A 26,013-nucleotide genomic window follows, 5' to 3' on the forward strand; every position below is an offset into this window, starting at 1 on the left:
GCAGGGCATGGTTGGTTTCGGCAAAGTGGTAGTGCGAGCCGACCTGGATCGGCCGGTCGCCGGTGTTGCACACCACCAGCGTCACGGTGCGCCGCCCGGTGTTGAGCAAGTGTTCGCCGTTGTCGATGAGCAGTTCGCCTGGAATCATGCAAGCTCCCGCCGTCCTCACTTGCGGCCGCGCCAGGCAGCCACGGCCAGCAGTGCTCCGACAACCACGAAGCCCCAGAGGTCAGTCGCATGCCAGTGGCTTGCGTGCTGGCTGTGTCCTTCGTGGGCAAGTGCGACGCCAGCGTACAGGTACACAAGCGTGCCGGCTGTCAGGGAGGGGATGGGGTGGGATGTGATTTGCAGCATGCGTGCATTCCTGTCGTGGGTGCGTGTCAGACGATGGGCTGGTGCACGGTGACCAGCTTGGTGCCATCAGGGAAAGTGGCTTCGACCTGGATGTCTGGAATCATGTCGGCGATGCCATCCATCACATCGGCGCGGGTGAGTACCGTGCGCCCCTCGCTCATCAGCTGCGCCACGGTCTTGCCGTCACGCGCTCCCTCCATGACGGCGGCGCTGATCAGGGCGACTGCTTCGGGGTAGTTGAGTTTCAGACCCCTGGCCTTGCGCCGCTCGGCCAGCAGGGCCGCAGTGAAGATCAGGAGCTTGTCTCGTTCGCGAGGAGTGAGTTCCATGTCATGTCGTCCGTGCCGGGATCCATGGTTTGCCGGATTGCCGTTGCAGTCGGGCGTCAAGGGTCCATTCCATTGCGTTCCAATCGTTTGCGTGGCCTGAGTGGGCGGGGCCGCCAGAAGAGGCCGCAAGACCGTGGGATACGGGCCGCGGCAATAGCGTCCTCTGTGCATTCCAACCAAACGTCTGCATCGTACACAGCAAGCCCCATGCCCGGCCATACGCCACATGCCGCATGGCGCCTCGACTATGGCATGGAACCTGCACGGAACGATGACTGCCTTCCCATGACGTTCGCCCCCACCGCTTTGTCGCCACCTGCTTCAGCCCCATCGACCACCGAGCCGCGCCCAGGGCAGGAGCCCGACCCCGCTGCCCAGCCGCCCCAGCAGGTGGTGAAGGTCCGGCGCGACTACAACAGCTGGGTAGCCACCGAAACCATAGAGGACTACGCGCTGCGCTTTGCACCGCAGCGGTTTCGCAAGTGGTCCGAGTGGCGGGTGGCCAACACGGCATTTGGTGCGGCATCGTTCCTGATTCTTGAGGCCGTGGGTGCCACGCTGCTCGTGCAGTATGGCTTCATCAACGCGTTGTGGGCCATCGTGGCCACAGGGCTCATCATTTTCATCGCGGGCCTGCCCATCAGCATCTATGCGGCGCGCTATGGGGTGGACATGGATCTGCTCACGCGTGGCGCGGGCTTTGGCTACATAGGCTCCACGCTCACTTCGCTGATCTACGCGTCGTTCACCTTCATCTTTTTTGCCCTCGAAGCGGCCGTGATGGCCTACGCCCTGGAGCTGGCCCTCGACATACCGCCGACCTGGGGTTACCTGATCTGCGCCATGGTGGTGATACCGCTGGTGACGCACGGCGTATCGGTCATCAGCCGGTTGCAGATGTGGACCCAGCCGCTGTGGCTGGTGATGCTGGTCGTGCCCTTTGCCTATGTGTTGATGCACGATCCTGGTGCGTTTGCCGGGGTGGTGCACTACGGTGGGGAGTCGGGCCGCGGCTCGGCGTTCGATCTGCTCCTGTTTGGTTCGGCGCTCACGGTGGGCATTGCGCTCATCACGCAGATGGGAGAGCAGGCCGACTACCTGCGCTTTATGCCGGCCTCTGCGCCAGGCAGGCGCGGACGCTGGTGGCTGGGCGTTCTGGTGGGCGGACCGGGCTGGGTGGTCCTGGGCGTGCTCAAGATGCTGGGCGGGGCGCTGTTGGCCTGGCTGGCACTGACACAGATGGTGCCAGCCGACCGTGCAGTGGACCCCAATCAGATGTATCTGGTGGCCTACGGCTATGTGTTTGCAGACTATGGCTGGGCTGTGGCGGCGACGGCGCTGTTTGTGGTGATTTCGCAGATGAAGATCAACGTGACCAATGCCTATGCGGGTTCGCTGGCGTGGTCGAACTTCTTCTCGCGCCTCACGCACAGCCATCCTGGGCGTGTGGTGTGGGTGGTCTTTAACACCATGATCGCCTTCCTGCTGATGGAGATGAACGTGTTTCGAGCCATGGGCGAGGTGCTGGGGCTGTACTCCAACATCGCCATCGCCTGGATCATGGCGGTGGTGGCCGACCTGGTCGTCAACAAGCCTTTGGGCCTGTCGCCCAAGGGCATCGAGTTCAAGCGTGCCCACCTGTATGACATCAATCCGGTGGGTGTGGGGGCGATGGCGCTGGCGTCTGTGCTGTCCATCAGCGCGCACCTGGGGTTGTTTGGCCCGCTGCCGCAGGCGTTCTCGGCCGTGATTGCGATGGCGGTGGCCTTTGTCTCCGCACCGCTCATTGCCTGGGCCACCGGGGGACGCTACTACATTGCGCGTCAGCCCGAGCCTGCCGCATTGACCGATTTGGCGGCTGATGTGGTGGCAGTGCCCATGCACGGGCCGATCAGCGGGCGACAAGGTGCGGACTCGGGCAGCTACGTACGCTACTCCGTGCAGCGCTGCGTGATCTGCGAGCGCGAATACGAGGCGCCCGACATGGCCCAGTGCCCTGCCTACCGGGGCGCCATCTGCTCGCTGTGCTGCACGCTGGACGCACGCTGCGGCGACCTGTGCAAGCCCCACGCCAATTTGGCCGTCCAATGGTCTGCGGCGCTGCGCTGGGTGCTGCCGCGCGCCGTGTGGCGGTATCTGGATACCGGTCTGGGGCATTTTTTGCTGCTGATGCTGGTGATCGCCCCCCTGCTGGCGGCGGTGATGGGCCTGCTGTACCACCAGGAGCTCAACTCCATGGCCCCTGTCATGACCGACGCCAAGATGCTGGCCGCTTCTGAGGCAGCGCTGCGCTCGGGTCTGCTCAAGGCCTATCTGGCGCTGCTGGTCATATCGGGCATTGTTGCGTGGTGGCTGGTGTTGGCGCACAAGAGCCGCCAGGTAGCGCAGGAGGAATCGAATCGCCAGACCGGCCTGCTGATGCGCGAGATCGACCTGCACCGGCAGACCGACGAGGCCCTGCAAACTGCGCGCAGCGTGGCCGAGCAGGCGCGCCAGGTGGCCGAGGAAGCCAAACGCGCTGCCGACCAGGCCAACCAGGCCAAGAGCCGCTACATCAGCGCCATCAGCCACGAGATTCGTACACCGCTCAACTCGATCCTGGGCTATGCGCAGCTCATGGGTGAAGATGCGAGCGTCCCGCCGTACCGCAAGCAGGCCGTGCACGTGATCAAGCGCGGCGGCGAGCACCTGCTCTCGCTCATCGAGGGCACGCTCGACATTGCTCGCATCGAGTCGGGCAAGCTCACGCTCGATGTGGCGCCCATGCGCTTCGCCGATGGCCTGCATGAAATGGCCGGGTTGTTTGAACTGCAGGCTGCCGCCAAGGGGCTGGCCTTCGAATTCGATGTGCAGGGGGTCATTCCCGAAGTGGTTCGCGCTGACGACAAGCGCCTTCGGCAGATCCTCATCAACCTGCTGGGCAATGCCATCAAGTTCACGGCACAGGGCACCGTCACGCTGCGCGTTCGCTACGCTCGCGAAATGGCCCGCATCGATGTGCAAGATACCGGCCCCGGGCTCTCGGCCGACGAGATAGAGCGCATCTTTGAGCCCTTCACACGCGGGGGAGTGGGTGGCCAAAGCAGTACCGGAGCGCCGGGTGCCGGGCTGGGGCTCACCATTGCCCGGATGCTCACCGCACTGATGGGCGGCGAGCTCACGGTCACCAGCGCCCCCGGCGCAGGCTCGGTGTTCCAGGTCAAGCTGTTCCTGCCCGAAGTGCATGCCGATGTTCCGGCCAAGCTGCCGCCGACGCTCGCAACGGCTGCACGGCCGCATCGGGTGCGAACCGGTTATGAGGGCGAACGCCGCCGCATCCTGGTGGTGGACAACGAGGAGCCCGACCGCGAACTGCTGCGACACTTGCTCGAACCTCTGGGGTTCGAGCTGCGCCAAACCGCCAGCGGCCATGACGCGCTGGACCTGCTGGCCACGGGGTACCGCCCGCACGCCATCTTCATGGACCTTGCCATGCCGGGCATCGACGGGTGGGAAACACTGCGACGTGTGCGCCAGATGCACCTTGCAGAGGTCCACTGCGCCATCGTCTCTGCCAATGCGTTCGACAAGACGCTCGACAACGATATGGACATCGTCCCTGAGGACTTCATCGTCAAGCCGGTGCGCCACAGCGAACTGCTGGACTGGCTGGAGCGCCGCCTGGGTCTGCAGTGGCAGTACGACGAGGCGGCAAACGTGCCCGTGGGGTCAGCGCCCAAGGCGGTCGCTGCTGCGCCCGCGCTCCTGACTTACCCTGATGCCATGGCGCTCGCAGCCCTGGCGCAGGTGGTGGCGTTAGGGTATTACCGGGGCATTCTGAACACGCTGGACGATATTGAGCGCAGCCAGCCCGCGCACAGCGCCTTCGTGGGCACCATGCGGCAGCTGGCCAAGCAGTTCCAGTTCGATGCCATGGGCCGAATCCTCGAGCAGGCTCGTCCGTGATGACCAACCCCACACCTCTTTCTTCTCAGGTGGCGACACTGCCCGCAGCGGCGCTGGACCGCAGCGATAGCGACGTGGTGCTGATCGTGGACGATGTACCCGACAACCTGGCCGTGTTGCACGATGCACTGGATGAATCGGGCTACACCGTGCTGGTGGCCACGCATGGCGAGGCAGCGCTGCAGCGCGCCGCGCAAGCCTTGCCCGATATCGTGCTGCTAGACGCCATGATGCCCGGCATGGACGGTTTCGAGGTGGCGCGCCGCCTCAAAGCTTCTCCTGCCACCGCGCATATCCCCATCATCTTCATGACGGGGCTCACTGAAACCGAGCACCTGGTGGCGGCGCTGGAGGCTGGAGGGGTGGACTACGTCACCAAGCCCATCAAGCCCCGCGAGGTGATGGCCCGCATGGGAGTGCACCTGGGCGCAGCTCGCAAAGCCCGGCAGGATGCCCGCCAGGCGCGCGAGGCACGCAATGCGCTGGATGCGTTTGGCTACGCCAGCATCACGGTGCGTGCGGTGGACGGTCGCATCGTATGGCAGACCCCGTTGGCGCGCGAGCTACTGCAAAGCTATTTCGGCGTCACGGGCCCTGACGGAACGCCCACCGCTTTTGGTTCACGGGCGCCTGAGCGCGTGCAGGCCTGGTTGCGCCGGCACGTGCTCGCCGATAGCGCAGAGCAGTTGCTGTCTGCTTCGTTGGCGGACCCTCCGCGCCTGACGGTGGAGCAGGGCGCGCGCCGCCTCACGTTTCGACTGCACCAGCAGGCAGGCGACAGCGATGGCGGTGGAGACTGGCTCATCGTGATGCGCGAGGTGTCCGACGCGAAGATCATCGAGTCCATGAGTCTGTCGTTCAAGCTCACGGCACGCGAAGCGGAGGTGCTTTACTGGGTCGTCAAAGGCAAGATCAACCGCGACATTGGCGACATCCTGGGCGCCAGCCCCGCCACAGTGAAAAAGCATCTCGAGCGCGTGTTTGCCAAGCTGGGGGTGGAAACACGCACCGCCGCAGCAGGCATGGCCATGAACCGCATCCGGCAATTGCATCCCCAGTTCGAGGGCTGATTGGACGCCCCTGTCCGCGCCTGGTAGCGCACAGCAGGCGTTGACGTCATGATGTGGCAGCGCATTCATCCCTGCGCTTGATGCCCGGAGTCAGAGCTTGAAATGTGCGGGTGGTCGCGCTCAACTACAGCAGAAGTTTGTGCCCCCAACTCCACATCCACTGCGCCGTGCATCGCCGTTTCCCACTGGCTGGCCCACGCGTGCAGCCGTAAAGTACAGCGCCATGGGCATTTGCCAGCAAGACCGCCATGAGCTTCCTGCACCACCTCTTTGATCGCTTTGTGCGCACCCGCCATGTCAAGCGGCATTTCTCAAGGCGGCTGATTCTTGACACGCTGAGGCTGGGTCGAGCGCCCCTCCCCGCGACGTCCTCCGACCTTCTCAGCCGCGAGTTGCAGCGCGCCGCGAGCGTGGATCTGGCCAGCTTTCTGGTACGCCTGCGGTCCAAACCCGCTGGCCTCAGCGATGTCCAGGCCGCGGCTGCGCTGGCTCAGTATGGTTCCAACGAAGTTAAGAGTGAAAAGCCGCGCCCCTCCTGGGTGAGTTTGCGGTGAACCTGAGAAAACCGTTGAACGTAGTTCCGATGGCGGCAGTGAAGCGCCTTGGTGTGCGGCGCTGTGGCTGGCGGTGAGACCAGGGCCTCTTCGCTGGGCGCATGTTCCAGGCGCATACGCAGCGGAATTTCCCTCCGGGTGAGGGCCGTGCAGCGTCGTCGAGGTGTTCTAGGGTTTCAAGCGTGGCTCGATGTCCGTGGCACGTCGGACAGCTAATCGCGTTACATCCCCAGCGATTTGAGCAGCGCGTCCGTGTCCTCCTGCCCTGTGGGCGGAGGCGCGGGAACCATCGGCGCCTCTTGCGATTGGGCGATCAGCGCGTCCGGGTCTGGAACTTCCTGGGCTTCAAAGTCGTAGAGCTTGATGAATTCAGTGCGGTCGATCGCAAGTTCAAGGTAGAAAATGTTGTTGTTGCTGGTGTAGAACGTCACGCGCCGGGCTTCGGGTTTGTCCAGGTTGGCGTCAACGGACAGCTGCACCTGCTTGTTGAGCACAAGCATCTTCGGTTGGTTTTGGGTGATGTGTGTCTGCAGCTCGCGCCGGACCTTGCCAGTGAAGTCACCCACTACCTGGTTCATCAGCTCGCCCATCACGTTGCTCACTTCGTCGGACGTGTAGGAGTTCACGAGGTCTTCCTTGGACATACCCATGTTGAGCAGGTAGCTGGCATACAGCTCCATGGCCGCCTGGGCCGAGAAGTTGATGATGACCAAACCCGAAAATCCCCCGTCGAAAAGGACGAAGCAGCCGATATCGGGTTTGAGGCATGTTTTGCTGATGCGCTGCACCATGCCTGAAAAATGGATCTGGCTGTGGGTCGCCACGCCCAGCACCCGCGTGACGGAATTGCACAGGCTGATCAAAAGGTCTTCGGTGCCGTAGTCGGGAGTTTTTTGGAGTTTGGTCATGGTGTCCAAGTGTAAATTCAGCGTCAGGATACACGCTGCGGACACCTTAGGCTAAGGTGACGGTCACCGCCATGGTGACTTCCTTGAGCACCCGAGGACCTGTTGTCGCCGTGCGTCAGTCGCGCCGCTTCGCTGCGGCCTGATGGATGGCTGCGCGGATGCGAGGGTACGTGCCACAGCGGCAGGCATTGCCCGACATGGCGGCGTTGATGTCGGCGTCGGTCGGACGAGGTGTCTTTCTGAGCAGCGCGCAGGCCGACATGAGCTGGCCGCTTTGGCAGTAGCCGCATTGCGCAACGTCCAGCGTTGTCCATGCCTCGCGCAGGGCCACGGCCTCGGGGCCTGCAACCCCCTCGATGGTGGTGACTTTGCCATCGCCCACCGCCGAGAGCGGTGTGATGCACGCCCGTATTGGCTCGCCGTTCAGGTGCACAGTACAGGCGCCGCACAGGGCCATGCCACAGCCAAATTTGGTGCCGTTCAGATGTAACTCGCCGCGCAGCACCCACAACAAAGGGGTGTCCGGCTCGGCGTTGACGGGGGTGGGGGTGCCGTTGAGGTGCAGCATGATGCTCATGGCAATAACTCCAAAAAAAGGGTTTCAAGCCAGGCGCAAGGGCAGGGCGCGCAGTCGCTGGCCCGTGAGCGCAAACAGCGCATTGGCGACGGCGGGTGCCACGGGTGGCACGCCTGGCTCGCCCACGCCTTCAGGGGGCTCGGCGCTGGGCATGATGTACGTTTCGATGCGCGGGCAGTCGGCCATGCGCAGCAAGGGATAGTCGTGCAGGTTGCTTTGCTGCACCTGACCGTTCTGGATGGTGATTTCGCCGTGCAGTGCCGCCGTCAGGCCAAACACCACGGCACTTTCCATTTGCTGGGCGATGAGATTCGGATTGATGGCGGCCCCGCAGTCAATCACACATACGACGCGGTGCACCTGGATGGCTTTGTCAGGGCCCACCGACACGTCGGCCACCTGCGCCACGATGGAGCCGAACGACTGGTGTAACGCCACGCCTTGCGCGCGCGGCTTGCCGTCGGCGCCGGGTGCCAGTGGCTTACCCCAGCCCGACAGTGCCGCGGCCTTTTGCAGCACATGCAAATGGCGCGGGTGGTTTTGCAGCAGGGATGCGCGCATTGCAACGGGGTCCTGCCGCGCTGCGTGGGCTACTTCGTCCAGGAAGCATTCCTTGAAGAAGGCCTGGTGCGAATGACCTACGGAGCGCCAGAATCCGACGGGCCATGGCAGGTCAACGGCTTCGTGCGCGATGCGCGCGTTCGGCCACTCGTACGGCTGGTCAAACGCACCCTCGGAGGTGGTTTTGTCGGGCCCACCCCCCGGCAGACCGAACGTACGCGCAAGCACCTGCGGCACGATCGCCTGCCCCACCGATACATTGTGCCAAGCGAGGATTCGCCCCTGGGCATCCAGGCCTGCCCGGAACCGGGCCGCACACGCCGGACGGTAAAAGTCGTGCTGCAAGTCCTGCTCTCGCGACCACAGGACTTGCACGGGCAGACCGTGCGCGGCCTTGGCAATGGCAGCCGACTGCGCCACATAGTCCACTTCAAGCCGGCGGCCAAAGCCTCCGCCCAGCAGCAACTGGTGGACCGTCACGTTCTCGGCGTCAATGCCCAGGGCCTTGGCCGCCGCCATGCGCGCGAGGCCCGGCACTTGGGTGGATACCCATACATCGGCGCTGCCATCCTTGAACTGCACCGTGCAGTTGATGGGCTCCATGGTGGCGTGCGCCAGGTAGGGCGCCTGGTAGTCTGCGGTGATGGCGGAAGCCGCATCCCGCATCGCCGTGTCCACATCGCCAGCGCTGTAATACGCAAAGCCCTTGGCTTGATCGAGCGCTTTGAGCAGTTGGCCCATGACGGCAGAGCTGGAAAACCCGGAGGCCGCGCCATGATCCCATTCAACGACCAACGCCGCTGCCGCCTGCTTCGCATGCCAAGGGGTGTCGGCGATGACGGCCACCGCACCGGTGCCGCCGTGTTGCGGAGGCACCGCCAGAACATGTCGCACGCCTGGCATCTTGCGTGCGGCGGTGTCGTTCCACTGCCGCGCCGTGCCGCCGCGCGTGGGGCACATAACGACGCTGGCATGCAACATGCCAGGGGGGTGAGCGTCGATGCCGAACACGGCACTGCCGTTGAGTTTGCTCGCGGCTTCCAGGCGCGGCAGAGGTTTGCCGATCAGCGTGAACCTGGCAGGGTCTTTGAGTGTGACGGCGCCTGTCATGGGCTGCTGCGCCGCCATGGCGGCCAATTCTCCGAAGGTGGCGCGCCTGCCACTGGAGTGTGTCACCAGACCACGTTCCGCCAAGCATTCTGTTGCGGGCACGTTCCACTGGGTAGCCGCAGCGCGCACCAACATGCTGCGCGCATGGGCCCCGGCTTCGCGCATCGGCTGCCACAGGTCCTTGATGCTGGAAGAGCCTCCAGTCATCATGACGCCGATTTCGCGCATCGTCTTGGCGGTGAGCCAGCCTGCCAATGCTTTGAGCGGGCCGCGGTTGTCGGGGTGAAAAGGCAGGCCGTCCACCACGGTGGCAAGGTTGTTGTAGATGTCATCGATTGGCGCCATCTCCAGCCGCACCTGTGCCCAGTCAGCGTCGAGTTCCTCGGCAAGAATCGCAGCGAGGCCGGTGTGTGCCCCCTGTCCCATTTCCGACTTCGCCATCATGACGATGATGCTGTTGTTAGCGCCCACCTTGAGCCACCCATTGAGGGCTACCTGATCGGGCGCGACAGGCAATGGACGCGATGTGTGCAGGCGCTGGCGCACCGGCATCAGCCCCCAGCCGATCACGAGGGCGCCAGCGGCCGCCGCGCCGGCAAGTAGAAACGTACGACGTCTTGCCATGGGTCAGCTCTCAGAGGTTTGATGCCTTGGCGGCAGGGGGCGCGCTTGCAGGCTCGGCCTGCAGCGACAGGAATTCATGGAGGAACCGGCATTCAGGGTCGTTGAGCGCCGAGAAGTCGCCGACTGCGACATCTGCAAGGTATCGGCGCACCATACCCAGCCGCGCAATGCGCTGGTCAATCTGCCGCAACTGCGCTGCAGCCAGGCTTTGCAGGCGTTCGGGACCCAACCGCGCAGCCTCACGCTCCTCCAGCAGCAGCGCGATCTCGCGCAGCGTGAAGCCCAGTTCCTTGAACGCACGAATCGCATGGAGCCGCTGGACCTCGCTGGTGGCGTAGCAGCGGTAACCGTTCGCGCGACGCGGTGGGGCCATGAGCAGGCCTTCTTGTTCATACAGCCGCAGCGTGCCGCGCGTGACGCCTGCGGCGGCGCACAGTGCGGCGGTAGAGAGTCCGCGCTCGGCGGGCGATGAAGAGGCAGCCATCAGCGAATGGTAAATCCGGCACCAAGATGCCGGGTCAACCGGTCACGCCAAGTGACTGTGGCATCCAGCCCACAGCAAGCGCTTGAGGGCTGTTTTGAACCAGGCGGCAGCCGCTCGGAGCGCGGCGCAGTACGCCACCTGGCGTATTTCCGTGCGCGCGGTGGCTCTCCAGAATTGGAGGCATCAATTCGTGATTACCCCGAATCGATCCGGTTTCCATCACCCTCATTGGAGAAGCGCTCATGCAACGTCGTTATTCCCTCAAGGCCCTCGCGGCCGTCGCAGCCCTGGCCGGTCTTTCGGCACTGCCCGCCCAGGCCCAAGACACGATCAAGGTCGGCATCCTGCACAGCCTGTCGGGCACCATGGCCATCTCCGAGACGGTGCTCAAAGACACCGTGCTCATGGCCATCGACGAGATCAACGCCAAGGGCGGCGTGTTGGGCAAGAAGCTCGAACCCGTGGTGGTGGACCCAGCGTCCAACTGGCCCCTGTTCGCTGAAAAGACCAAACAGCTGCTCACGCAGGACAAGGTCGCCGTCATCTTCGGCTGCTGGACCTCGGTCAGCCGCAAGTCGGTGCTGCCTGTGGTCGAAGAACTTAACGGTCTGCTGTTCTACCCCGTGCAGTACGAGGGCGAAGAGCTCTCCAAGAACGTGTTCTACACCGGCGCTGCGCCCAACCAGCAGGCCATCCCGGCGGTGGACTACCTGATGAGCAAGGATGGCGGCGGCGCCAAGCGCTGGGTGCTGCTGGGTACCGACTACGTGTACCCCCGCACCACCAACAAGATCCTGCGCGCCTACCTCAAGAGCAAAGGCGTGAAGGATTCGGATATCGACGAGAAGTACACGCCGTTTGGCCACTCCGACTACCAGACCATCGTGGCCGACATCAAGAAGTTCAGCCAGGGCGGCAAGACGGCGGTGGTTTCCACCATCAATGGTGACTCCAACGTTCCCTTCTACAAGGAACTGGGTAATGCGGGTCTGAAGGCCAAGGACGTGCCCGTGGTGGCGTTCTCTGTAGGCGAGGAAGAGCTGCGCGGCGTGGACACCAAGCCACTGGTGGGCCACCTGGCCGCCTGGAACTACTTCCAGTCCATCAAGAACCCAGAGAACTCCGCGTTCATCAAGAAGTGGAGCGACTACGCCAAAGCCAAGGGCATTGCAGGTCATAAGGACAAGCCGCTGACCAACGACCCGATGGAGGCCACCTACATCGGCATCAATATGTGGAAGCAGGCGGTAGAGAAGGCCAAGAGCACCGATGTGGACAAGGTGATCGCCGCCATGTCGGGCCAGACCTTTAAGGCGCCCTCGGGCATCGTGAGCAAGATGGACGAGAAGAATCATCACCTGCACAAGAGCGTGTTCATCGGCGAGATCAAGGCCGACGGCCAATTCAACGTGGTGTGGAAGACCCCCGGCCCGGTCAAGGCCAAGCCGTGGAGCCCCTACATCGAAGGCAACGACAAGAAGAAGGACGAGCCAGAGAAGAAGTGACACCCTGACGCGCCTTCACCCCCTCTCGCACGCTGCGCGTGGGAGGGGGGACGCCGCCAGTGCGGCGGGGCGGCCCTTGCACGGTGGCTCTCGCCTTCGCACCGCGCTCGTGCTGCGGGCCACTGCGACTTCCAATAGCCTCCGTCATGAATCCCTCCTTTTTTTCTCGCCTGCTCGCCTGCCTCTTGCTGTGCGCCACAGTGCATGCGCATGCGTTGACCGCCGAGCAGGCCATGGCCATGGCTGCTGGCGAGACTGATGACCGGGTCGCTGCCGTGCAGCAGGCCGTGGCGGAGTCCGGCGAGCGCACCGCAGCGTTTTTGCAGGCGCTGGCCGATGACGCGGTAAAGATCGCCGGTGGTAAAGCGCTGATTGTGCGTGACGACAAGGGCCAGGACCCTGTGACGGGCGACGAGGTGCCCGTGCCCGCGGATGCCGAAGACATCATCAACAACAACCGCATGCGCGGCGAGATCGACACGGCCCTGGCGGGGCTGGCCTTGTTTGGCAAAGACGAAGCCCAGCGGCTGGCTGCCGCCAAAGCACTGACCAAGGAGCCGGATGCGGCTCGCCTGCCTTTGCTGGAAAAGGCGCTGGCGCAGGAAAGCAGCGAGAAAATCAAGGTTCAGCTGCAGTTGGCCCGCGCTGCGACGCTGCTGGGCAGCGAAGACGCCGCTCAGCGCATCGCCGCAGCACAGGCGCTATCGGCCAGCGCCACGCCCGACACGCGCCTGTTGCTCAACGAGCGCGCATCGGTGGAAGAGGACGCCAGGGTCAAGTCAGCGCTGCAGGCTGCCCTGCGCGCCATCGACAGCCAACTGGCCTGGGGCGAACGCCTTGGCGTGGTGTTTTCGGGCATCAGTCTTGGCTCTATCCTGCTGCTGGTGGCGCTGGGGCTGGCTATCACCTATGGTTTGATGGGCGTGATCAACATGGCTCACGGCGAGTTGATGATGGTCGGCGCCTATGCCACTTATGTCGTACAGGGGGCGTTCCAGAAGTTCTTTCCCGGAGCGTTCGACTGGTACCTCGTGGCGGCGGTGCCCCTGGCGTTCATTGCGTCGGCCCTGGTAGGCGCGGTGCTCGAGCGCGGGGTGTTGCGTTTTTTGTATGGCCGCCCTCTCGAGACCCTGTTGGCCACCTGGGGCATCAGCCTGGTGCTGATGCAACTGGTGCGTTCGATCTTTGGCGCGCAAAACGTAGGTGTGGAAAACCCTGCGTGGATGAGCGGCGGCGTGCAGGTGCTCTCCAACCTCACGCTGCCCTACAACCGCCTGGTCATCATCGGCTTTGCGATTGCCGTGCTGCTGGGTATGGCGTATCTCATCGGCCGCACGCGCCTGGGCCTCTTTGTGCGCGGCGTGACGCAAAACCGCCCCATTGCATCGTGCATGGGTGTGAACACGGCGCGCATTGATACGGTGGCCTTCGCGCTGGGTTCGGGCATTGCTGGCTTGGCCGGTTGCGCGCTGAGCCAGGTTGGCAATGTAGGGCCCGACCTGGGACAGAGCTACATCGTCGATGCCTTCATGGTGGTGGTGCTGGGCGGTGTGGGCCAGCTGGCCGGTGCCGTGTATGCCGCCTTGGGGCTCGGCATTCTGAACAAGTTTCTGGAAGGCTGGGCGGGCGCGGTGCTGGCCAAAATTGCCGTGCTGGTGCTGATCATCGTCTTCATTCAAAAGCGGCCCCAGGGCATCTTCGCGGTCAAAGGGCGTGCGGCCGACTGACGCCACCCAGGACGACAGACATGACTACGCCAACCTCTCCCCACGTTCAACTGCCCGCACCGGAGCCGCTGCTCACGCGCGGTGGCTGGTCGGCTTTCGTCGTTGCGCTCATCGTGGTGTGCGCCGTGGCGCCCATGCTCAACCTGTGGGTGCCCGCAGGCAGCATGTTCCATTTCAGCGACTATGCCGTGGCGCTGCTGGGCAAGATCATGTGCTACGCCATTTGCGCGCTGGCCATGGACCTCATCTGGGGCTACACCGGTATCCTGAGCCTGGGGCATGGCCTGTTCTTCGCGCTCGGCGGCTACGTCATGGGCATGTACCTCATGCGCCAGATTGGCCGCGACGGCAACTACAAAAGCGACCTGCCCGACTTCATGGTGTTTCTGGACTGGAAGGAGCTGCCCTGGCACTGGGCGCTGTCTGACAGCTTCGCGGCGACGTTGATCCTGATCGTGGCGGTGCCGGGCGTCATCGCCTTTGTGTTTGGCTACTTTGCTTTTCGCTCGCGCATCAAGGGGGTGTATTTCTCCATCATCACGCAGGCCCTGACGTACGCGGCCATGCTGCTGTTCTTTCGCAATGAAACCGGCTTTGGTGGCAACAACGGCTTTACCGATTTCAAACGCATCCTGGGCATGCCGCTGGCCACGCAAAACATGCGCATGGTGCTGTTTGTGCTGACGGGTCTGGCTCTGCTGGGGTTCTTCCTGCTGGCGCGCTGGCTGGTGCGCAGCAAATTTGGCCGCGTGCTGCAGGCTGTGCGTGATGCCGAGATGCGCGTGATGTTCTCGGGCTACTCGCCGCTGCCCTACAAGCTCACCATCTGGACCATCAGCGCCATGATGTGCGGTGTGGCGGGGGCGCTGTATGTGCCGCAGGTGGGCATCATCAATCCGGGCGAGATGAGTGCTGCCAACTCGATCGAAATCGCGGTGTGGGCCGCAGTGGGCGGCCGTGCCACCCTGATCGGGCCGGTGGTTGGAGCGTTCATCGTCAATGGTGCCAAAAGCTGGCTCACGGTAACGGCGCCAGAGTTCTGGCTGTATTTTCTGGGTGCGCTGTTCATCGCTGTGACGCTTTTTCTGCCCCAGGGGGTGGTCGGGCTCGTCAAGAAGCTGACAACCAGACAGAGGGCTGCGCAATGACGCCCGATCTGTTGGAAGACGGCGCGAGGCGCATCCAGTCCAGGCTGACCCCCGCTGCCGTGGGACAAACCGAGTCAGGAGGGCGGGCCGCAGGCTTTTCGCGCATCGCCACGCCGGGCGAGGTGGATGTGACCCATGGCCGGATTCTGTACCTCGAAGACGTGCATGTGAGCTTTGACGGCTTCAAGGCCATCAACGGCATGAGCCTCGACATCGCCCCGGGCGAGCTGCGCTGCATCATCGGACCCAATGGCGCGGGCAAGACAACGCTGATGGACATCATCACTGGCAAGACCCGGCCCGACAAGGGCACGGTGTTTTTTGGATCGACGATTGACCTGCTTCGTCACACCGAGCCTGAAATTGCAAGCCTGGGTATTGGGCGCAAGTTCCAGAAACCCACGGTGTTCGAGCAGCTGAGCGTGTGGGAAAACCTGGAGCTGGCGCTCAAGACGCACAAGGGTGTGGCGTCCAGCATGTTCTTCAAGCTCGATTCGGCGCAGTCTGACCGCCTGGTCGAGGTACTGCACACCATTGACCTGGCCGACAGCGTCTCGCGCCAGTCGGGCAACCTGAGCCACGGACAAAAGCAGTGGCTGGAGATCGGCATGCTGCTCATGCAGGACCCCAAGCTGCTACTGCTCGATGAGCCCGTGGCGGGCATGACGGACGAGGAAACGGCGCGCACGGCCGAGCTGTTCCTGAGTCTCAAGGGCAAGCACTCCCTGATGGTGGTGGAGCACGACATGGGTTTCATCCGCAGCATCTCCGAAAAAGTCACTGTGCTGTGCGATGGATCGGTGCTGGCTGAAGGCACGCTTGACCAGGTGCAGGCCGACGAGCGCGTGATTGAGGTGTACCTCGGCCGATGATGTGAGTGCTATTTAAATAATAGCAATAGATCCTTTTGTATCAGGCGTAAGTGCCCTGAAAAGTCCCAAGTCTTATGCTCTCTGTGCAAAACGTCAACCAGTACTACGGCGGCTCCCACATCCTGCGCGACGTGAGCTTGACGGCCCAGCCCGGCAAGGTCACCGTGCTGCTGGGGCGCAATGGCGTGGGCAAGACCACGTTGCTCAAATGCCTCATGGGCCTGGTACCCATCAAGAGCGGCAGCATCATTTTTGATGGCAAAAGCATCGACAAGGCCGCACCGTACGACCGCGCCCGGGCTGGCATTGGCTTTGTTCCGCAGGGTCGTGAAATATTTGGCCGCCTGACGGTGGAGGAAAACCTGCGCATGGGGCTGGCCTACCGGAATGGATCCACGCCGGTACCCCCCCATCTGTACGAACTTTTTCCCGTGCTCAAGCAGATGCTCAAGCGCCGGGGCGGGGACCTCTCGGGTGGGCAGCAGCAGCAGCTTGCCATCGCCCGCGCGCTGGCACCCGGGCCGCGGCTGCTGATCCTCGATGAACCCACCGAGGGCATCCAGCCGAGCATCATCAATGATATTGCCCGCGTCATTCGCATGCTGGCCGATACCGGCGAGATGGCGATCCTGTTGTGCGAGCAGTACTACGACTTTGCACAGGAGCTGGCCGACGAATACCTGGTGATGGAGCGCGGCGAAGTCATCGCCCGCGGGCCAGGCAGTGACATGGAGGCCAAGCGCATTCGCAGCCTGGTGGCGATTTGACGCAGCCTGCCCATGGTCGGCAGATCTTGCTGGCCGCCACGGTCTCGGGCATCTGGATATCTGACACAGCGCGGCATGCCACGCGCTGGTAACATCACCGCCACAGCAGCGTATTCCATCAGGCTCAAAGGCTGGAGGTCTCGTGACTGCATTCACCCGAGCGCGCCAGTCCAAATGCTTATGACAGTGCGGTGGGAGAATGGCTTATGCCCATGCCATCGTGGTCCGGCGGCTTTTTGTTTGCAGGTTTCATGTCTACCTTTCCCAGCTCAGACACTATCGAAGCGCTCCAGAGCCTGATTGCGCGCGCGACCGGCTCCCGGCTGGATGGCGCAGCCCAGGCCGAAATGCTCTCGTTGCTGCAGGGCGCAGGCCAGGATGCCGAGGAAACACGCAACCTTGTCGATGCTGCGGGGCCGCGGGAGATGACGCTGCTGGTGGCAGGCTTGCGCGGTTTGCCCGATCTGCTCGCATCACAGCCGCACTCGAAAGCCGTATCCGTCATCAACCGCTGCCTGGTGCGGCTGGGTGAAGTGGCGCTTCGGCATGGTGGGACGATCGATCATTTCATGCATGACTCGCTCATGGTGCTGTTTGGCATTCCAGCTGCGCGCGAGGACGATGTAGAGCGCGCCTTGCTGTGCGCCATTGAGATGCAGGTGGTCATGCGCGATCTGAACCAGCTGCATCTGGATGAGCACCTGCTGCCGATGTTTCTGGGGGTGGGCGTGCACTCGGGAATGATCGTGGCGGGTCATTTGGGCTTGCCTTTGTGGTCAGGATTTACCGTGATGGGTGAAGATGTGGACCTGGCCACGGGCATTCAGGCTTTCAGCCTGCGCGGGCAGGTACTCATCAGTGACGCTGTCTATCAGCGCTGCTGGGGAATGGCCTCGGCAAGCGCCCCGATGCAGGTCTACATCAAAGGACGGTCGCGACCCGAGAGCCTGCACGAACTGATCGCTGTGCCGTCGCGCAGGCTGAAGGTGCCCAGGCAGGAGTTTCGCCGCAGCCACCGCGTGAATGTGCGCATCCCCTGCCAATGCCAGCACGTGCAGGACGGCATCGTCACCCCGAATGTGGTGTCAAGCTCAGTGCGGGACCTGGGCTACCACGGTCTGCTGTTGGTGACCGACGAGCCACTGCCGCTTCATGCCGAGGTGCGCCTGGAGTTTGAGCTGGCCCTGGTCGACTACCGCGCCTCAGACGTCTATGCCCGCGTCGTCAACGTCAAGCAAGATGGAGCTGAATGGATGGCTGGCATTGAATTCACCACCATCAGCCCTGAGTGCAGTGCCAAGGTTCAGATGTTTGTGCAACTGCTGGTGGGCAAGCGCTGAGTCGGCTGTCTGCAGGGGCGGGGCTCCAAGCAAGCCCCGCGGTCAATTCGCAACCTGGCCCGCTGCCCCCTACGTCGCCCAAATCCGAGGCGTCTCCCCCTCCAACCCCCACAGCTCCTTGCGCCAAGCCACCCGCACGGCCTTGAGAAGCTTCATCGCGGGCTCAACCTGGGGTGCCAGTGCGCGCACCACCACCATCCGGTCGTTGGGGTTGGTAGCGCCCGCGGTAGGTTTCATCCGGTGGTGTGCGTCGATCACGGCGCGGGCGGTCTCCAGCGCAGCGTCCCGGCGGGCGCGGTCTAGCGGGGTGCCTGTGGCCAACCACATACTGGCCATGCAATGGTGGCCCGCCAGGCCCAGCGGGCTACCCAGCAGGCGTTTGTCGGCCGCATCGATCACGCCGCGCTCCAGCCACAGGCCGGGCACTTGCAGGTGTTGGGTGAAGCGGCCCTGTTCAAAAGGCTGCCCGGCATGCGGCAGACCCAGGGCCGAGACGTCCCAGGCGATGCATTCAGCGCCAGGCGCCAGCGTCAGCGTGAGGTGGTTCTCTGCGTGGCAGGCGTCGTAGCACAGCGCTTCCAGGGGCAGCCACTCCAGACGGGCGTTGGCCGCCAGGCTCAGGTGGCTGCGCTGCAAGGCCAGGGGACCCGTGGATCGGTAAAAGCGGGTGGCACCGGGCGTGGTCACCAGACCATGAGCGCCAGGGCCCACCGTAGCCTTGATCTCCAGCGTGTCGCCGCCGACCAGGCCACCGGGCGGATGCACCAGCACGTTGTGGCAAATCGCATCACCTTCGGGGTACAGGCTTTGCAGGATGCGCAGCGGGCCATGGTGGCTGTATCGCGCCACCGTGCGGGCGTCTTCTGCGGTGTAGTCCAGTTGAAGGCGGGCGTGCCAAGACATATGGGCTTTGATGCTATTTTTAAGATAGCATTTAAGCAAGAATGGATAAGCGTAAGAGGGTTTTCTAGTGCTTTATGGAGCGAAATCCGGCGCGCTCGATTTCGGGCGGTTCAGGGATCGGCTCGCCGGGCGACGCCAGCAACCGCACGTGCCGCCGCGCTCAAGGAGGCAGCCCCGGGAGTGGCTTTGGGCGGCACTCACTCGCCTTGTGAACCCCTGTGCGCCCAGGCGGTTGTGTGCTTTTCCAGTGCGCTGAACAATTCATACATCACCATGGCCATGGCTCCCACCACCATCAGGCCCGCAAAGGCCAGGCCCATCTGCATGGACGAACCTGCGCTGATCAGCAGGTAGCCGATGCCTTCGTTAGCGGCCGTCATCTCGCTCACAGTGGTGCCCACGAACGCCAGGGTGATGGCCACCTTGAGCGAGCCGTAGAAGTACGGCATGGAGCGGGGCAGGCCCACCTTGGTCAACACGTCCCAGCGTTTGGCGCCCAGCACGCGCAAGACATCCTCCAGCTCGGGCTCCAGCGTGGCCAGGCCCGTGGCGATATTGACCATGATGGGAAAAAAGCTGATGAGGAAGGCCGTGAGGATGGCCGGACCCACGCCGATGCCGAACCACACCACCAGGATGGGCACGAAGGCCGCTTTCGGCAGCGCGTTGAAGGCTGTCATCAGCGGATACACGGCGGCGTAGGCCAGGCGCGAACTGCCAATCACAAAGCCCAGCAGCACCCCGACCACAATGGCAATGCCAAACCCCGCCATGGTGACCCAGAAAGTGCGCCAGGCATGCCCGGCAATCACCCCGCTGAACTCCACCAGCTGCGCGCCAATGGCCCAGGGGCTGGGAAAAATGAATTCCGACACGTTGAAGGCTGAGCAGATGACCTGCCACAGCACGATGATGGTGGCCAGCAGGATCCAGGGCGACCAGCGTTCCAGGGTTTTCTTGTGCATGGTGGGTACGGTGGGTGGGCCGGAGCCTATTGCTGGATGGGAGCGCCCGCCTTGCGCAGGGCGCCGATGTGTCCCCGCAGTTCGTGCACGACGTCGGTGAACTCCTTGGTGTAGGTGATCTCCAGCTCGCGCGGGCGGGGCAGTTCGATCTCCTTGCGCACCACAAAGCGACCGGGGCTCTTGCTCATCACGTACACGGTGTCGGCCAGAAAGACCGACTCGCGCAGGTCATGCGTGACCAGGATCACGTTGAACTGCTGCTCGGTCCACAGGTCGCGCAGAATGCACCACAGCTCTTCGCGCGTGAAGGCATCGAGAGCGCCAAACGGCTCGTCCAGCAGCAGCATCTTGGGCTCGTGGATGAGCGCGCGGCAAATGCTGGCGCGCTGTTGCATGCCCCCCGAAAGCTGCCATGGAAACTTGTCTTCGTACCCGGCCAGGCCCACCTTCTGGAGCAGCTTGCGGGCGCGCTCTTCGTACTCGGTGCGCTTTTGCTTGAAGTGGCTGCGGTAGGGCTCGACGATTTCCAGCGGCAGCAGCACGTTGTCAACCGTGCTGCGCCAGGGCAGCAGGGAGGGCGCCTGGAAGGCCATGCCCGAGATCTTCAGCGGCCCGGTCACCGGCTGCCCGTCGATGAGGATCTTGCCCAGCGACGGCATCTTCAGCCCGGTGGCCAGCTTCATGAAGGTGGACTTGCCGCAGCCGGAGGGGCCAACGATGGCGATGAATTCGCCGCGCTTGACCTGCAGGTCGATCGCCTCGACCGCAAAGTGCTTCTGCGCGCGCAGCTCCTCGTTGTAGGCGAGCCAGACATCACGGAAGTCCACGAAATAGGAGTCGGCAGCCTGCATGGATATATGGATGTAAAAAAAGCCTCCAGCGCTTGATACGTAAGCGCAGGAAGCTATTCATGTTGTAGCAAGTGAGCTGGCTTACTTCTTGGGAAGCACATTCAGCTCCGCCGCGCTGGGCAGGAAGCCCGGGTTCCAGACGTCATCGGGGTTCACGCGGGTCTTGGTGTTGAATGCGTCCGAGACCTGCGAGGCCATCAGCGACAGGCGCCCGGGCACCAGGCGGCCAAAGCCCTCGGCGCGGGCGTCGGGGCTGTTGATCACCGTGTCGATGGCCAGCTGCAGGCGGCGCGTTTCCAGCGGGACGTTGACGATGCCATCACGCGCTTTCACGTGTTCGATGGCTGCAGCCGGGTTGGCAATGACTTCCTTGGCGCCCTTGGCAAAGGCCGACAGGAATGCCTTGATCGCGGCGGGGTTCTCCTTGATCAGCTTGGGGCTGGCAATGATCACGTTGCCATACAGCTTGACGCCGAAATCTGCGTAAGGCATGACCACCACGTCAGAAGCCTTGGCGCCCCGCGCTTCCAGGTTCAGCAGCGACGTGAAGGTAAAGCCGGTGATGGCATCCACGTCGCCGCGCACCAACATGGTCTCGCGCAGTGGTGGGTCCATGGCGGTCCAGGTCACGTTGCCAATGCCGTTGGCTTTCTGGAAGATGGGGAAGGCGCGTCGGCCTGCGTCGAAAACCGGGGCCCCCAGCTTTTTGCCAGCCAGGTCGGCGGGCTTGGCGATGCCGCTCTTTTTGAGCGCCATCACCGATGCCGGCGTGTTGTTGTAGACCATCATCACGGCCACGGGCTTGTTTTGCGCGTCGGGGTTGTTGGCGTGGAACTCCATCACCGCCGCCAGGTCGGCAAAGCCCATGTCATAGGTGCCCGAGGCCACGCGCTGCACCGCGCCCCCCGAGCCGTTGCCCGCGTCCACCGTCACATCCAGCCCTGCCGCCTTGAAGTAGCCCTTGGCCACCGGCTGAAGAAACAGAGCCGCCGGGCCTTCAAAGCGCCAGTCCAGCTGGAACTTGATGGGCGTGGGCTGCTGTGCCTGGGCCAGCTGGGCGGCGCTGGCAAGGGCAAGCACGGCGGCGGTCCGGATGAAGGCTCTCTTGTTCATGGTGGGGCTCCTGTCAGGCGTCGAACGGGGTTGGGGGCTGGGATCTCCAGCGGGCGACTGCTGTTGGCGTACCGGGAGGAGGTGAGCAAAATTGGTGCCCGCTTTGGGACGAAGTACACCCCAAGCCGATGCATTGTTCACCGCATCGGTGCCGAAGGCCATGCTGGGTTTCCCGAAATGGTGCGCGCACCGTTGCAGTGCGGCGTCACATCAGAAAAAACGTTCAGGCAGGCAACCCGGGTGGTACAAATATGCCGTGTCGGCCGTCAACATAATCAGAAAGGGAGTCGCGTCATGCCCAAGGTGTCAGAATTTTTCGAGAGCGTGCAATTGCCCACCATGCCCGATGTGGCGCGGGAGCTGATCGCCACCATGCGCGATGATGAGATCCCGTTCGAGAAAGTGCGCAGCGCTATCTTCAAGGACCCGGCGCTCACGGCCAAGCTGATCCGTTTGGCCAACAGTGCGCGCTTTGGGTTGCCACGCCAGGTGGCCTCGCTGGACGATGCCATCATCATGGTGGGGCTCAATCAGGTGCGTACATTGGCGCTGGCGGCTTGTATGTCCGGTGTGTTTAAAGATGCGCCGGGCTTGGATGCCCAGGCCTTCTGGAAGGAAAGCATGGCCACAGGAGGCTACGCGCAGTGGCTGGCCCGCACCCTCGGTGCGGATGCTCAGCAGTCATGGCTTGCCGGTTTTCTGGTGCGGCTGGGCGAATTGATCATTGCTCAGAAGGCGCCCGAGCAGATCGAGGCCATCGAGCATCTGCCGCACCACGCTGGCGGACGTTGGGAGCGCGAACGATCCTTGCTGGGTTTCTCGGAAGCGCAGGTGACTGCGGAATTGGCACGGCGCTGGCATTTCCCCGACAGCCTGGTGCGGGCCTTGGAAACCGCCGAAGACCCGCTGTCCCACACGCCTTTTTGTCGGCAGGGCGGTATCGTGCATGTGGCCATGCTGCTGGCGGAGATCGGCCTTGAAGAACCCATGCCTGCGGCAGACGCCATCGCCAGTCTGCCAGCCGAGCTTAAGCAGGCATTGCAGCTTGATTCCGGCTGGCTGGCCGAGCACCTGCCCCCGGTGGAGAGCTTTGTGGACGTGCCCGTAAAGTGATGACTCCGGCGGGGCCCCATGCCCTGCCGGCCGCCTCCGCCTGACGTATTCAGCGGGGCCGAGCCGCCGCGCTGGCCACCGCAAGGGCCGTCATGTTGAACACCCGGCGCACAGTGGCCGCCGGAGTCAGGATGTAGGCGGTGGCCGCCGCGCCCATGAGGATGGGCCCCACCGTGACGCCACCGCTGGTGGTCGTCTTGAGCACGTTATAGAGGATGTTGGCCGCGTCCAGATTGGGGCAGATCAGGAGATTGGCCGCATCGCTCAGCGTGGTGTCGGCCTCGGCCAGGTAGGTCTTGCGGATACCGGGCTCCAGCGCGGCGTCTCCGTGCAGTTCGCCATCGCATTCAATCTCGGGGTGGGCTGCCACAAACAGATCGCGTGCCTCGCGCATCTTGCGCGCCGAAGGCTTCCTGGACGAGCCGTAGCTCGAGTGCGACAGAAACGCCACCTTGGCGGGCAGGCCAAAGCGCTGCACTTCCTGCACCGACATCCAGGCAATGTCGGCCAACTGCTGTGCCGTGGGGTTGTCGTTCACATAGGTATCGGCGATGAACAGCGTGCCCCGGTTGGTCATCAGCGCGTTCAGCGCCGCATAGTCTCGGGCATCTGCCTGGCGGCCGATGATGCTGTGGATGCGTTCCAGGTGCGTTTCATACGTGCCCACCAGGCCGCAGATCATGGCGTCGGCGTCGCCCAGCTTGACCATCAGCGAAGCGATGATGGTGTTGGAGCGACGCACGGCAGCCTTGGCCACCTCCAGCGTGGCGCCATCGCGCTTCATCAGCTGGTGGTAGTGCTCCCAGTACTGGCGAAAGCGCGGGTCGCCCTCAGGGTTGCACACTTGCACGTCGTGGCCCAGGCGCATGCGCAGGCCGGCCTTTTCGATGCGGGCTGCAATCACGGCCGGGCGACCAATCAGGATAGGCACAGCGATCTTGTCATCGATGGCCATTTGCGCGGCGCGCAGCGCGCGCTCGTCTTCACCATCGGCGTAGGCCACACGCTTTTGCGATTCGGGCAGCGCCTTGGCGGCGTTGATCACCGGCCGCATCAGCATGCCGGTCTGGTACACAAAGCGCGACAGCGATTCTTTGTAGGCCTCCATGTCCGTGATGGGACGGGTGGCCACGCCCGACTCCAGCGCGGCCTGCGCCACAGCGGGCGCGATCTTGAGAATCAGACGTGAATCGAAAGGTGTGGGGATCAGGTAGTCGGGGCCGAAGGTGAGCTCCTTGCCGGCGTAGGCGTTGGCCACTTCTTCGCTGATGTCGGCTTTGGCCAGATCGGCAATCTGGCGCACGCAGGCCAGCTTCATGGCTTCGGTGATCTTGGTGGCGCCGCAGTCGAGCGCGCCGCGGAAAATGTACGGGAAGCACAGGACGTTATTGACCTGGTTCGGGTAGTCCGAGCGGCCCGTGGCAATGATGCAGTCCGGGCGGATGGCCTTGGCCAGCTCGGGACGGATTTCCGGCTCGGGGTTGGCCAGCGCCAGGATGATGGGCCTGGGGCCCATGGTCTTGACCATGTCTGCGGTGAGCACCCCCGGGGCAGAGCAGCCCAGGAACACATCGGCGCCATTGACCACATCGGCCAGTGTGCGGGCTTCGGTCTTTTGGGCATAGCGCTGCTTGGAGGCATCCAGCCCGCCGGCGCGGCCTTCGTGGATGACGCCTTTGGAGTCCACCACAAAGATGTTCTCGCGCTTGACGCCCAGGCCCACCATCACGTCCAGGCAGGCAATGGCCGCAGCGCCCGCGCCGGATACTGCCAGCTTCACGCTGCCAATGTCCTTGCCCACCAGCTCCAGGCCGTTGAGCAGTGCTGCGCTGCTGATGATGGCCGTGCCGTGCTGGTCATCGTGGAAGACCGGGATGTTCAGGCGGTCGGAGAGCTGCTTTTCGATGTAGAAGCACTCGGGCGCCTTGATGTCCTCCAGGTTGATACCGCCCAGCGTAGGCTCCAGCGCCGCAATGATCTCCACCAGCTTGTCCGGGTCGCGCTCGGCCAGCTCGATGTCGAACACGTCCACGCCGGCGAATTTTTTGAACAGGCAGCCCTTGCCTTCCATCACCGGCTTGCCGGCCAGCGGTCCGATATCGCCCAGGCCCAGCACGGCGGTGCCATTGGTGATCACGCCGACCAGGTTGCCGCGCGAGGTGTAGTCAAACGCCTTGAGCGGATCAGCCTGGATATCGAGGCATGGGTAGGCCACGCCGGGTGAATAGGCCAGCGACAGGTCGCGCTGGTTGGACAGCGGCTTGGTGGGCGTAACGGAAATTTTGCCCCGGGTGGGGCTGCGGTGGTATTCGCGCGCAGCATCGCGCAGTGCTTCTTCGGCGGAAGAAAGTGTCTTCGTCATTCGGAAATCCTAGAGTCGTCGGCAAAAAAACAAGGGTACCCCATGGCAGAGCCGACCGGCATGCTGGATGATGCGTATGTCGCATGACGCCAAAACCCTCCTGAAGTAGGGCCTGCAAGAGGGTTTGGCGCGCCTGCAGCCGCAGGCGGGTTGGCTGGCAGCGGTCAGGCGGGGCGTGAGGGCCTGGTGACCGTGTTTTGCATCTGGCAATCACAGTGTCAGCAGGCCCTAATGGGCGTCGGCACTGTCGTGCGGCATTCACAGCGTCGGCGGTGTCGCGGCTGGCTCCGTTGAAGAATACGTTCAGTGCCACTGCCGTGATCGAGGCCAGCAGGATGCCGGATTCGATCAGTGGATGAATGGCATAGGGCATCCACTGCGGAAGTTGGGCGCGATCAGCGGCACCATCCCCACCCCGATCGAGACGGCCACGATCATCGCGTTGAACCGGTTGTTCTTGAAGTCCACCCCGCCCAGGATCCGGATGCCGGTGGCTGCCACCATGCCGAACATCACCTGCCCGGCGCCACCCAGCACCACGGTGGTGCAGTCTCAGTAGAAGCCCCGCTGCGATCTTGATTACTTCGGGCGATGGTTGCCGCAAGGGCTTTTCGGGCTGCTGCATTGTTGTCGTCTTCGCTGGCGTTTCCATATGTTCTCTCCATACCATCCGGAAATGAAGAAGGTGTAAGCCTAAAAACGGCAGTTGGATGCATTTGCCAGCGCTGCTGTTGGGGTGCCAGGCAAGGCGCGACGACGCGGCAGGCTCGTGCCTGCAAGGAGGAGCAACACCGCATGGCGCTCCAAAAGCGGTGCTGGCAAGTGCATAGC

The 26,013-nt window shown here is 63.4% G+C and carries 22 protein-coding genes and 1 pseudogene; 10 read left to right on the top strand and 13 right to left on the bottom strand.

Annotation, left to right across the window (positions count from 1 at the left end; translation table 11 throughout):
* The 3 genes from ACK543_RS02260 to ACK543_RS02270 all read right to left on the bottom strand — a co-directional run.
* The coding region (locus ACK543_RS02260; RefSeq protein ID WP_409941268.1) for an urease subunit beta at positions 1-148 on the bottom strand (148 nt) is incomplete at its 3' end.
* Positions 149-165: 17 nt separating this feature from the next.
* Positions 166-354 (bottom strand): hypothetical protein, encoded by a 189-nt coding sequence (locus ACK543_RS02265; protein ID WP_409941247.1) that lies wholly within the window; start codon positions 352-354, stop codon positions 166-168.
* A 26-nt stretch (positions 355-380) separates the two neighbouring features.
* Positions 381-683 (bottom strand): urease subunit gamma, encoded by a 303-nt coding sequence (locus tag ACK543_RS02270; protein ID WP_409941248.1) that lies wholly within the window; start codon positions 681-683, stop codon positions 381-383.
* A 285-nt stretch (positions 684-968) separates the two neighbouring features.
* Between ACK543_RS02270 and ACK543_RS02275 the strand changes: the two genes are divergently transcribed.
* The 3 genes from ACK543_RS02275 (at position 969) to ACK543_RS02285 (ending at position 6,252) form a co-directional block, all read left to right on the top strand.
* Entirely contained in the window at positions 969-4,628 is a 3,660-nt protein-coding gene (locus tag ACK543_RS02275) for an ATP-binding protein (protein WP_409941249.1), read from the top strand.
* On the top strand, positions 4,628-5,698 hold the full coding sequence (locus tag ACK543_RS02280) for a response regulator (RefSeq protein ID WP_409941250.1): 1,071 nt from the start codon (positions 4,628-4,630) through the stop codon (positions 5,696-5,698). Before ACK543_RS02275 ends, ACK543_RS02280 begins: the two co-directional genes overlap by 1 nt.
* Before the next feature lie 248 nt (positions 5,699-5,946).
* On the top strand, positions 5,947-6,252 hold the full coding sequence (locus ACK543_RS02285; RefSeq protein ID WP_409941251.1) for a cation-transporting P-type ATPase: 306 nt from the start codon (positions 5,947-5,949) through the stop codon (positions 6,250-6,252).
* A gap of 221 nt (positions 6,253-6,473) precedes the next feature.
* Here ACK543_RS02285 and ACK543_RS02290 read toward each other — a convergent pair whose 3' ends face one another.
* The 4 genes from ACK543_RS02290 to ACK543_RS02305 all read right to left on the bottom strand — a co-directional run bounded on the left by ACK543_RS02290 (position 6,474) and on the right by ACK543_RS02305 (position 10,516).
* On the bottom strand, positions 6,474-7,160 hold the full coding sequence (locus ACK543_RS02290; RefSeq protein WP_409941252.1) for a DUF3334 family protein: 687 nt from the start codon (positions 7,158-7,160) through the stop codon (positions 6,474-6,476).
* A gap of 115 nt (positions 7,161-7,275) precedes the next feature.
* Positions 7,276-7,737, bottom strand: a complete 462-nt coding sequence (locus ACK543_RS02295) for a (2Fe-2S)-binding protein (protein WP_409941253.1) — start codon at positions 7,735-7,737, stop codon at positions 7,276-7,278.
* Between the two features lie 24 nt (positions 7,738-7,761).
* Complete coding sequence (locus ACK543_RS02300; RefSeq protein WP_409941254.1) at positions 7,762-10,032, bottom strand: molybdopterin cofactor-binding domain-containing protein; 2,271 nt, start codon at positions 10,030-10,032, stop codon at positions 7,762-7,764.
* A 10-nt stretch (positions 10,033-10,042) separates the two neighbouring features.
* A complete protein-coding gene (locus ACK543_RS02305) occupies positions 10,043-10,516 on the bottom strand; it encodes a MerR family transcriptional regulator (RefSeq protein ID WP_409941255.1) in 474 nt (157 codons plus the stop codon).
* A gap of 242 nt (positions 10,517-10,758) precedes the next feature.
* Between ACK543_RS02305 and urtA the strand changes: the two genes are divergently transcribed.
* From urtA to ACK543_RS02335, 6 genes are all read left to right on the top strand, one after another.
* A complete protein-coding gene (urtA, locus tag ACK543_RS02310) occupies positions 10,759-12,021 on the top strand; it encodes an urea ABC transporter substrate-binding protein (RefSeq protein ID WP_409941256.1) in 1,263 nt (420 codons plus the stop codon).
* 146 nt (positions 12,022-12,167) lie between these two features.
* Positions 12,168-13,748 (top strand): urea ABC transporter permease subunit UrtB, encoded by a 1,581-nt coding sequence (gene urtB, locus ACK543_RS02315; RefSeq protein WP_409941257.1) that lies wholly within the window; start codon positions 12,168-12,170, stop codon positions 13,746-13,748.
* A 20-nt stretch (positions 13,749-13,768) separates the two neighbouring features.
* Positions 13,769-14,896 carry an urea ABC transporter permease subunit UrtC gene (gene urtC, locus ACK543_RS02320; RefSeq protein WP_409941258.1) on the top strand — a complete coding sequence of 376 codons (1,128 nt, stop codon included), beginning with the start codon at positions 13,769-13,771 and terminating at the stop codon, positions 14,894-14,896.
* The gene (gene urtD, locus ACK543_RS02325) at positions 14,893-15,768 is read left to right on the top strand and encodes an urea ABC transporter ATP-binding protein UrtD (protein WP_409941259.1); all 876 of its coding nucleotides are present in this window, start codon (positions 14,893-14,895) and stop codon (positions 15,766-15,768) included. Before urtC ends, urtD begins: the two co-directional genes overlap by 4 nt.
* A 74-nt stretch (positions 15,769-15,842) precedes the next feature.
* Positions 15,843-16,535 carry an urea ABC transporter ATP-binding subunit UrtE gene (gene urtE, locus ACK543_RS02330; RefSeq protein WP_409941260.1) on the top strand — a complete coding sequence of 231 codons (693 nt, stop codon included), beginning with the start codon at positions 15,843-15,845 and terminating at the stop codon, positions 16,533-16,535.
* A 251-nt stretch (positions 16,536-16,786) separates the two neighbouring features.
* A complete protein-coding gene (locus ACK543_RS02335; protein WP_409941261.1) occupies positions 16,787-17,875 on the top strand; it encodes an adenylate/guanylate cyclase domain-containing protein in 1,089 nt (362 codons plus the stop codon).
* 69 nt (positions 17,876-17,944) lie between these two features.
* Here ACK543_RS02335 and ACK543_RS02340 read toward each other — a convergent pair whose 3' ends face one another.
* The 4 genes from ACK543_RS02340 to ACK543_RS02355 all read right to left on the bottom strand — a co-directional run bounded on the left by ACK543_RS02340 (position 17,945) and on the right by ACK543_RS02355 (position 21,707).
* Positions 17,945-18,778: an urease accessory protein UreD gene (locus tag ACK543_RS02340; RefSeq protein WP_409941262.1), complete on the bottom strand. Its 834-nt coding sequence runs from the start codon at positions 18,776-18,778 to the stop codon at positions 17,945-17,947.
* Between the two features lie 197 nt (positions 18,779-18,975).
* Complete coding sequence (locus ACK543_RS02345) at positions 18,976-19,743, bottom strand: ABC transporter permease (RefSeq protein ID WP_409941263.1); 768 nt, start codon at positions 19,741-19,743, stop codon at positions 18,976-18,978.
* A gap of 26 nt (positions 19,744-19,769) precedes the next feature.
* Complete coding sequence (locus tag ACK543_RS02350) at positions 19,770-20,594, bottom strand: ABC transporter ATP-binding protein (protein ID WP_409941264.1); 825 nt, start codon at positions 20,592-20,594, stop codon at positions 19,770-19,772.
* 81 nt (positions 20,595-20,675) lie between these two features.
* The gene (locus ACK543_RS02355; protein ID WP_409941265.1) at positions 20,676-21,707 is read right to left on the bottom strand and encodes an ABC transporter substrate-binding protein; all 1,032 of its coding nucleotides are present in this window, start codon (positions 21,705-21,707) and stop codon (positions 20,676-20,678) included.
* Positions 21,708-22,001: 294 nt separating this feature from the next.
* On the opposite strand from ACK543_RS02355, the gene ACK543_RS02360 reads away from it, so the two are divergent.
* Complete coding sequence (locus ACK543_RS02360) at positions 22,002-22,820, top strand: HDOD domain-containing protein (protein WP_409941266.1); 819 nt, start codon at positions 22,002-22,004, stop codon at positions 22,818-22,820.
* 49 nt (positions 22,821-22,869) lie between these two features.
* Here the strand turns inward: ACK543_RS02360 and ACK543_RS02365 are convergent, their stop codons facing one another.
* Together ACK543_RS02365 and ACK543_RS02370 are read right to left on the bottom strand one after the other, a co-directional pair.
* Entirely contained in the window at positions 22,870-25,182 is a 2,313-nt protein-coding gene (locus tag ACK543_RS02365; RefSeq protein ID WP_409941267.1) for an NADP-dependent malic enzyme, read from the bottom strand.
* 228 nt (positions 25,183-25,410) lie between these two features.
* Positions 25,411-25,725, bottom strand: a pseudogene (locus ACK543_RS02370) (solute carrier family 23 protein); the annotation flags it as partial.
* Between the last annotated feature and the right edge of the window lie 288 nt (positions 25,726-26,013).

It is taken from the genome of Acidovorax sp., assembly GCF_046341535.1.
Classification (GTDB): domain Bacteria; phylum Pseudomonadota; class Gammaproteobacteria; order Burkholderiales; family Burkholderiaceae_C; genus Acidovorax.

Excerpts from the sequence above, each read along its gene's own strand:
- ACK543_RS02265 (WP_409941247.1), bottom strand. The coding sequence starts at position 354 with ATGCTGCAAATCACATCCCACCCCATCCCCTCCCTGACAGCCGGCACG.
- ACK543_RS02270 (WP_409941248.1), bottom strand. The coding sequence starts at position 683 with ATGGAACTCACTCCTCGCGAACGAGACAAGCTCCTGATCTTCACTGCG.
- ACK543_RS02275 (WP_409941249.1), top strand. The coding sequence starts at position 969 with ATGACGTTCGCCCCCACCGCTTTGTCGCCACCTGCTTCAGCCCCATCG.
- ACK543_RS02280 (WP_409941250.1), top strand. The coding sequence starts at position 4,628 with ATGACCAACCCCACACCTCTTTCTTCTCAGGTGGCGACACTGCCCGCA.
- ACK543_RS02285 (WP_409941251.1), top strand. The coding sequence starts at position 5,947 with ATGAGCTTCCTGCACCACCTCTTTGATCGCTTTGTGCGCACCCGCCAT.
- ACK543_RS02290 (WP_409941252.1), bottom strand. The coding sequence starts at position 7,160 with ATGACCAAACTCCAAAAAACTCCCGACTACGGCACCGAAGACCTTTTG.
- ACK543_RS02295 (WP_409941253.1), bottom strand. The coding sequence starts at position 7,737 with ATGAGCATCATGCTGCACCTCAACGGCACCCCCACCCCCGTCAACGCC.
- ACK543_RS02300 (WP_409941254.1), bottom strand. The coding sequence starts at position 10,032 with ATGGCAAGACGTCGTACGTTTCTACTTGCCGGCGCGGCGGCCGCTGGC.
- ACK543_RS02305 (WP_409941255.1), bottom strand. The coding sequence starts at position 10,516 with ATGGCTGCCTCTTCATCGCCCGCCGAGCGCGGACTCTCTACCGCCGCA.
- urtA (WP_409941256.1), top strand. The coding sequence starts at position 10,759 with ATGCAACGTCGTTATTCCCTCAAGGCCCTCGCGGCCGTCGCAGCCCTG.
- urtB (WP_409941257.1), top strand. The coding sequence starts at position 12,168 with ATGAATCCCTCCTTTTTTTCTCGCCTGCTCGCCTGCCTCTTGCTGTGC.
- urtC (WP_409941258.1), top strand. The coding sequence starts at position 13,769 with ATGACTACGCCAACCTCTCCCCACGTTCAACTGCCCGCACCGGAGCCG.
- urtD (WP_409941259.1), top strand. The coding sequence starts at position 14,893 with ATGACGCCCGATCTGTTGGAAGACGGCGCGAGGCGCATCCAGTCCAGG.
- urtE (WP_409941260.1), top strand. The coding sequence starts at position 15,843 with ATGCTCTCTGTGCAAAACGTCAACCAGTACTACGGCGGCTCCCACATC.
- ACK543_RS02335 (WP_409941261.1), top strand. The coding sequence starts at position 16,787 with ATGTCTACCTTTCCCAGCTCAGACACTATCGAAGCGCTCCAGAGCCTG.
- ACK543_RS02340 (WP_409941262.1), bottom strand. The coding sequence starts at position 18,778 with ATGTCTTGGCACGCCCGCCTTCAACTGGACTACACCGCAGAAGACGCC.
- ACK543_RS02345 (WP_409941263.1), bottom strand. The coding sequence starts at position 19,743 with ATGCACAAGAAAACCCTGGAACGCTGGTCGCCCTGGATCCTGCTGGCC.
- ACK543_RS02350 (WP_409941264.1), bottom strand. The coding sequence starts at position 20,594 with ATGCAGGCTGCCGACTCCTATTTCGTGGACTTCCGTGATGTCTGGCTC.
- ACK543_RS02355 (WP_409941265.1), bottom strand. The coding sequence starts at position 21,707 with ATGAACAAGAGAGCCTTCATCCGGACCGCCGCCGTGCTTGCCCTTGCC.
- ACK543_RS02360 (WP_409941266.1), top strand. The coding sequence starts at position 22,002 with ATGCCCAAGGTGTCAGAATTTTTCGAGAGCGTGCAATTGCCCACCATG.
- ACK543_RS02365 (WP_409941267.1), bottom strand. The coding sequence starts at position 25,182 with ATGACGAAGACACTTTCTTCCGCCGAAGAAGCACTGCGCGATGCTGCG.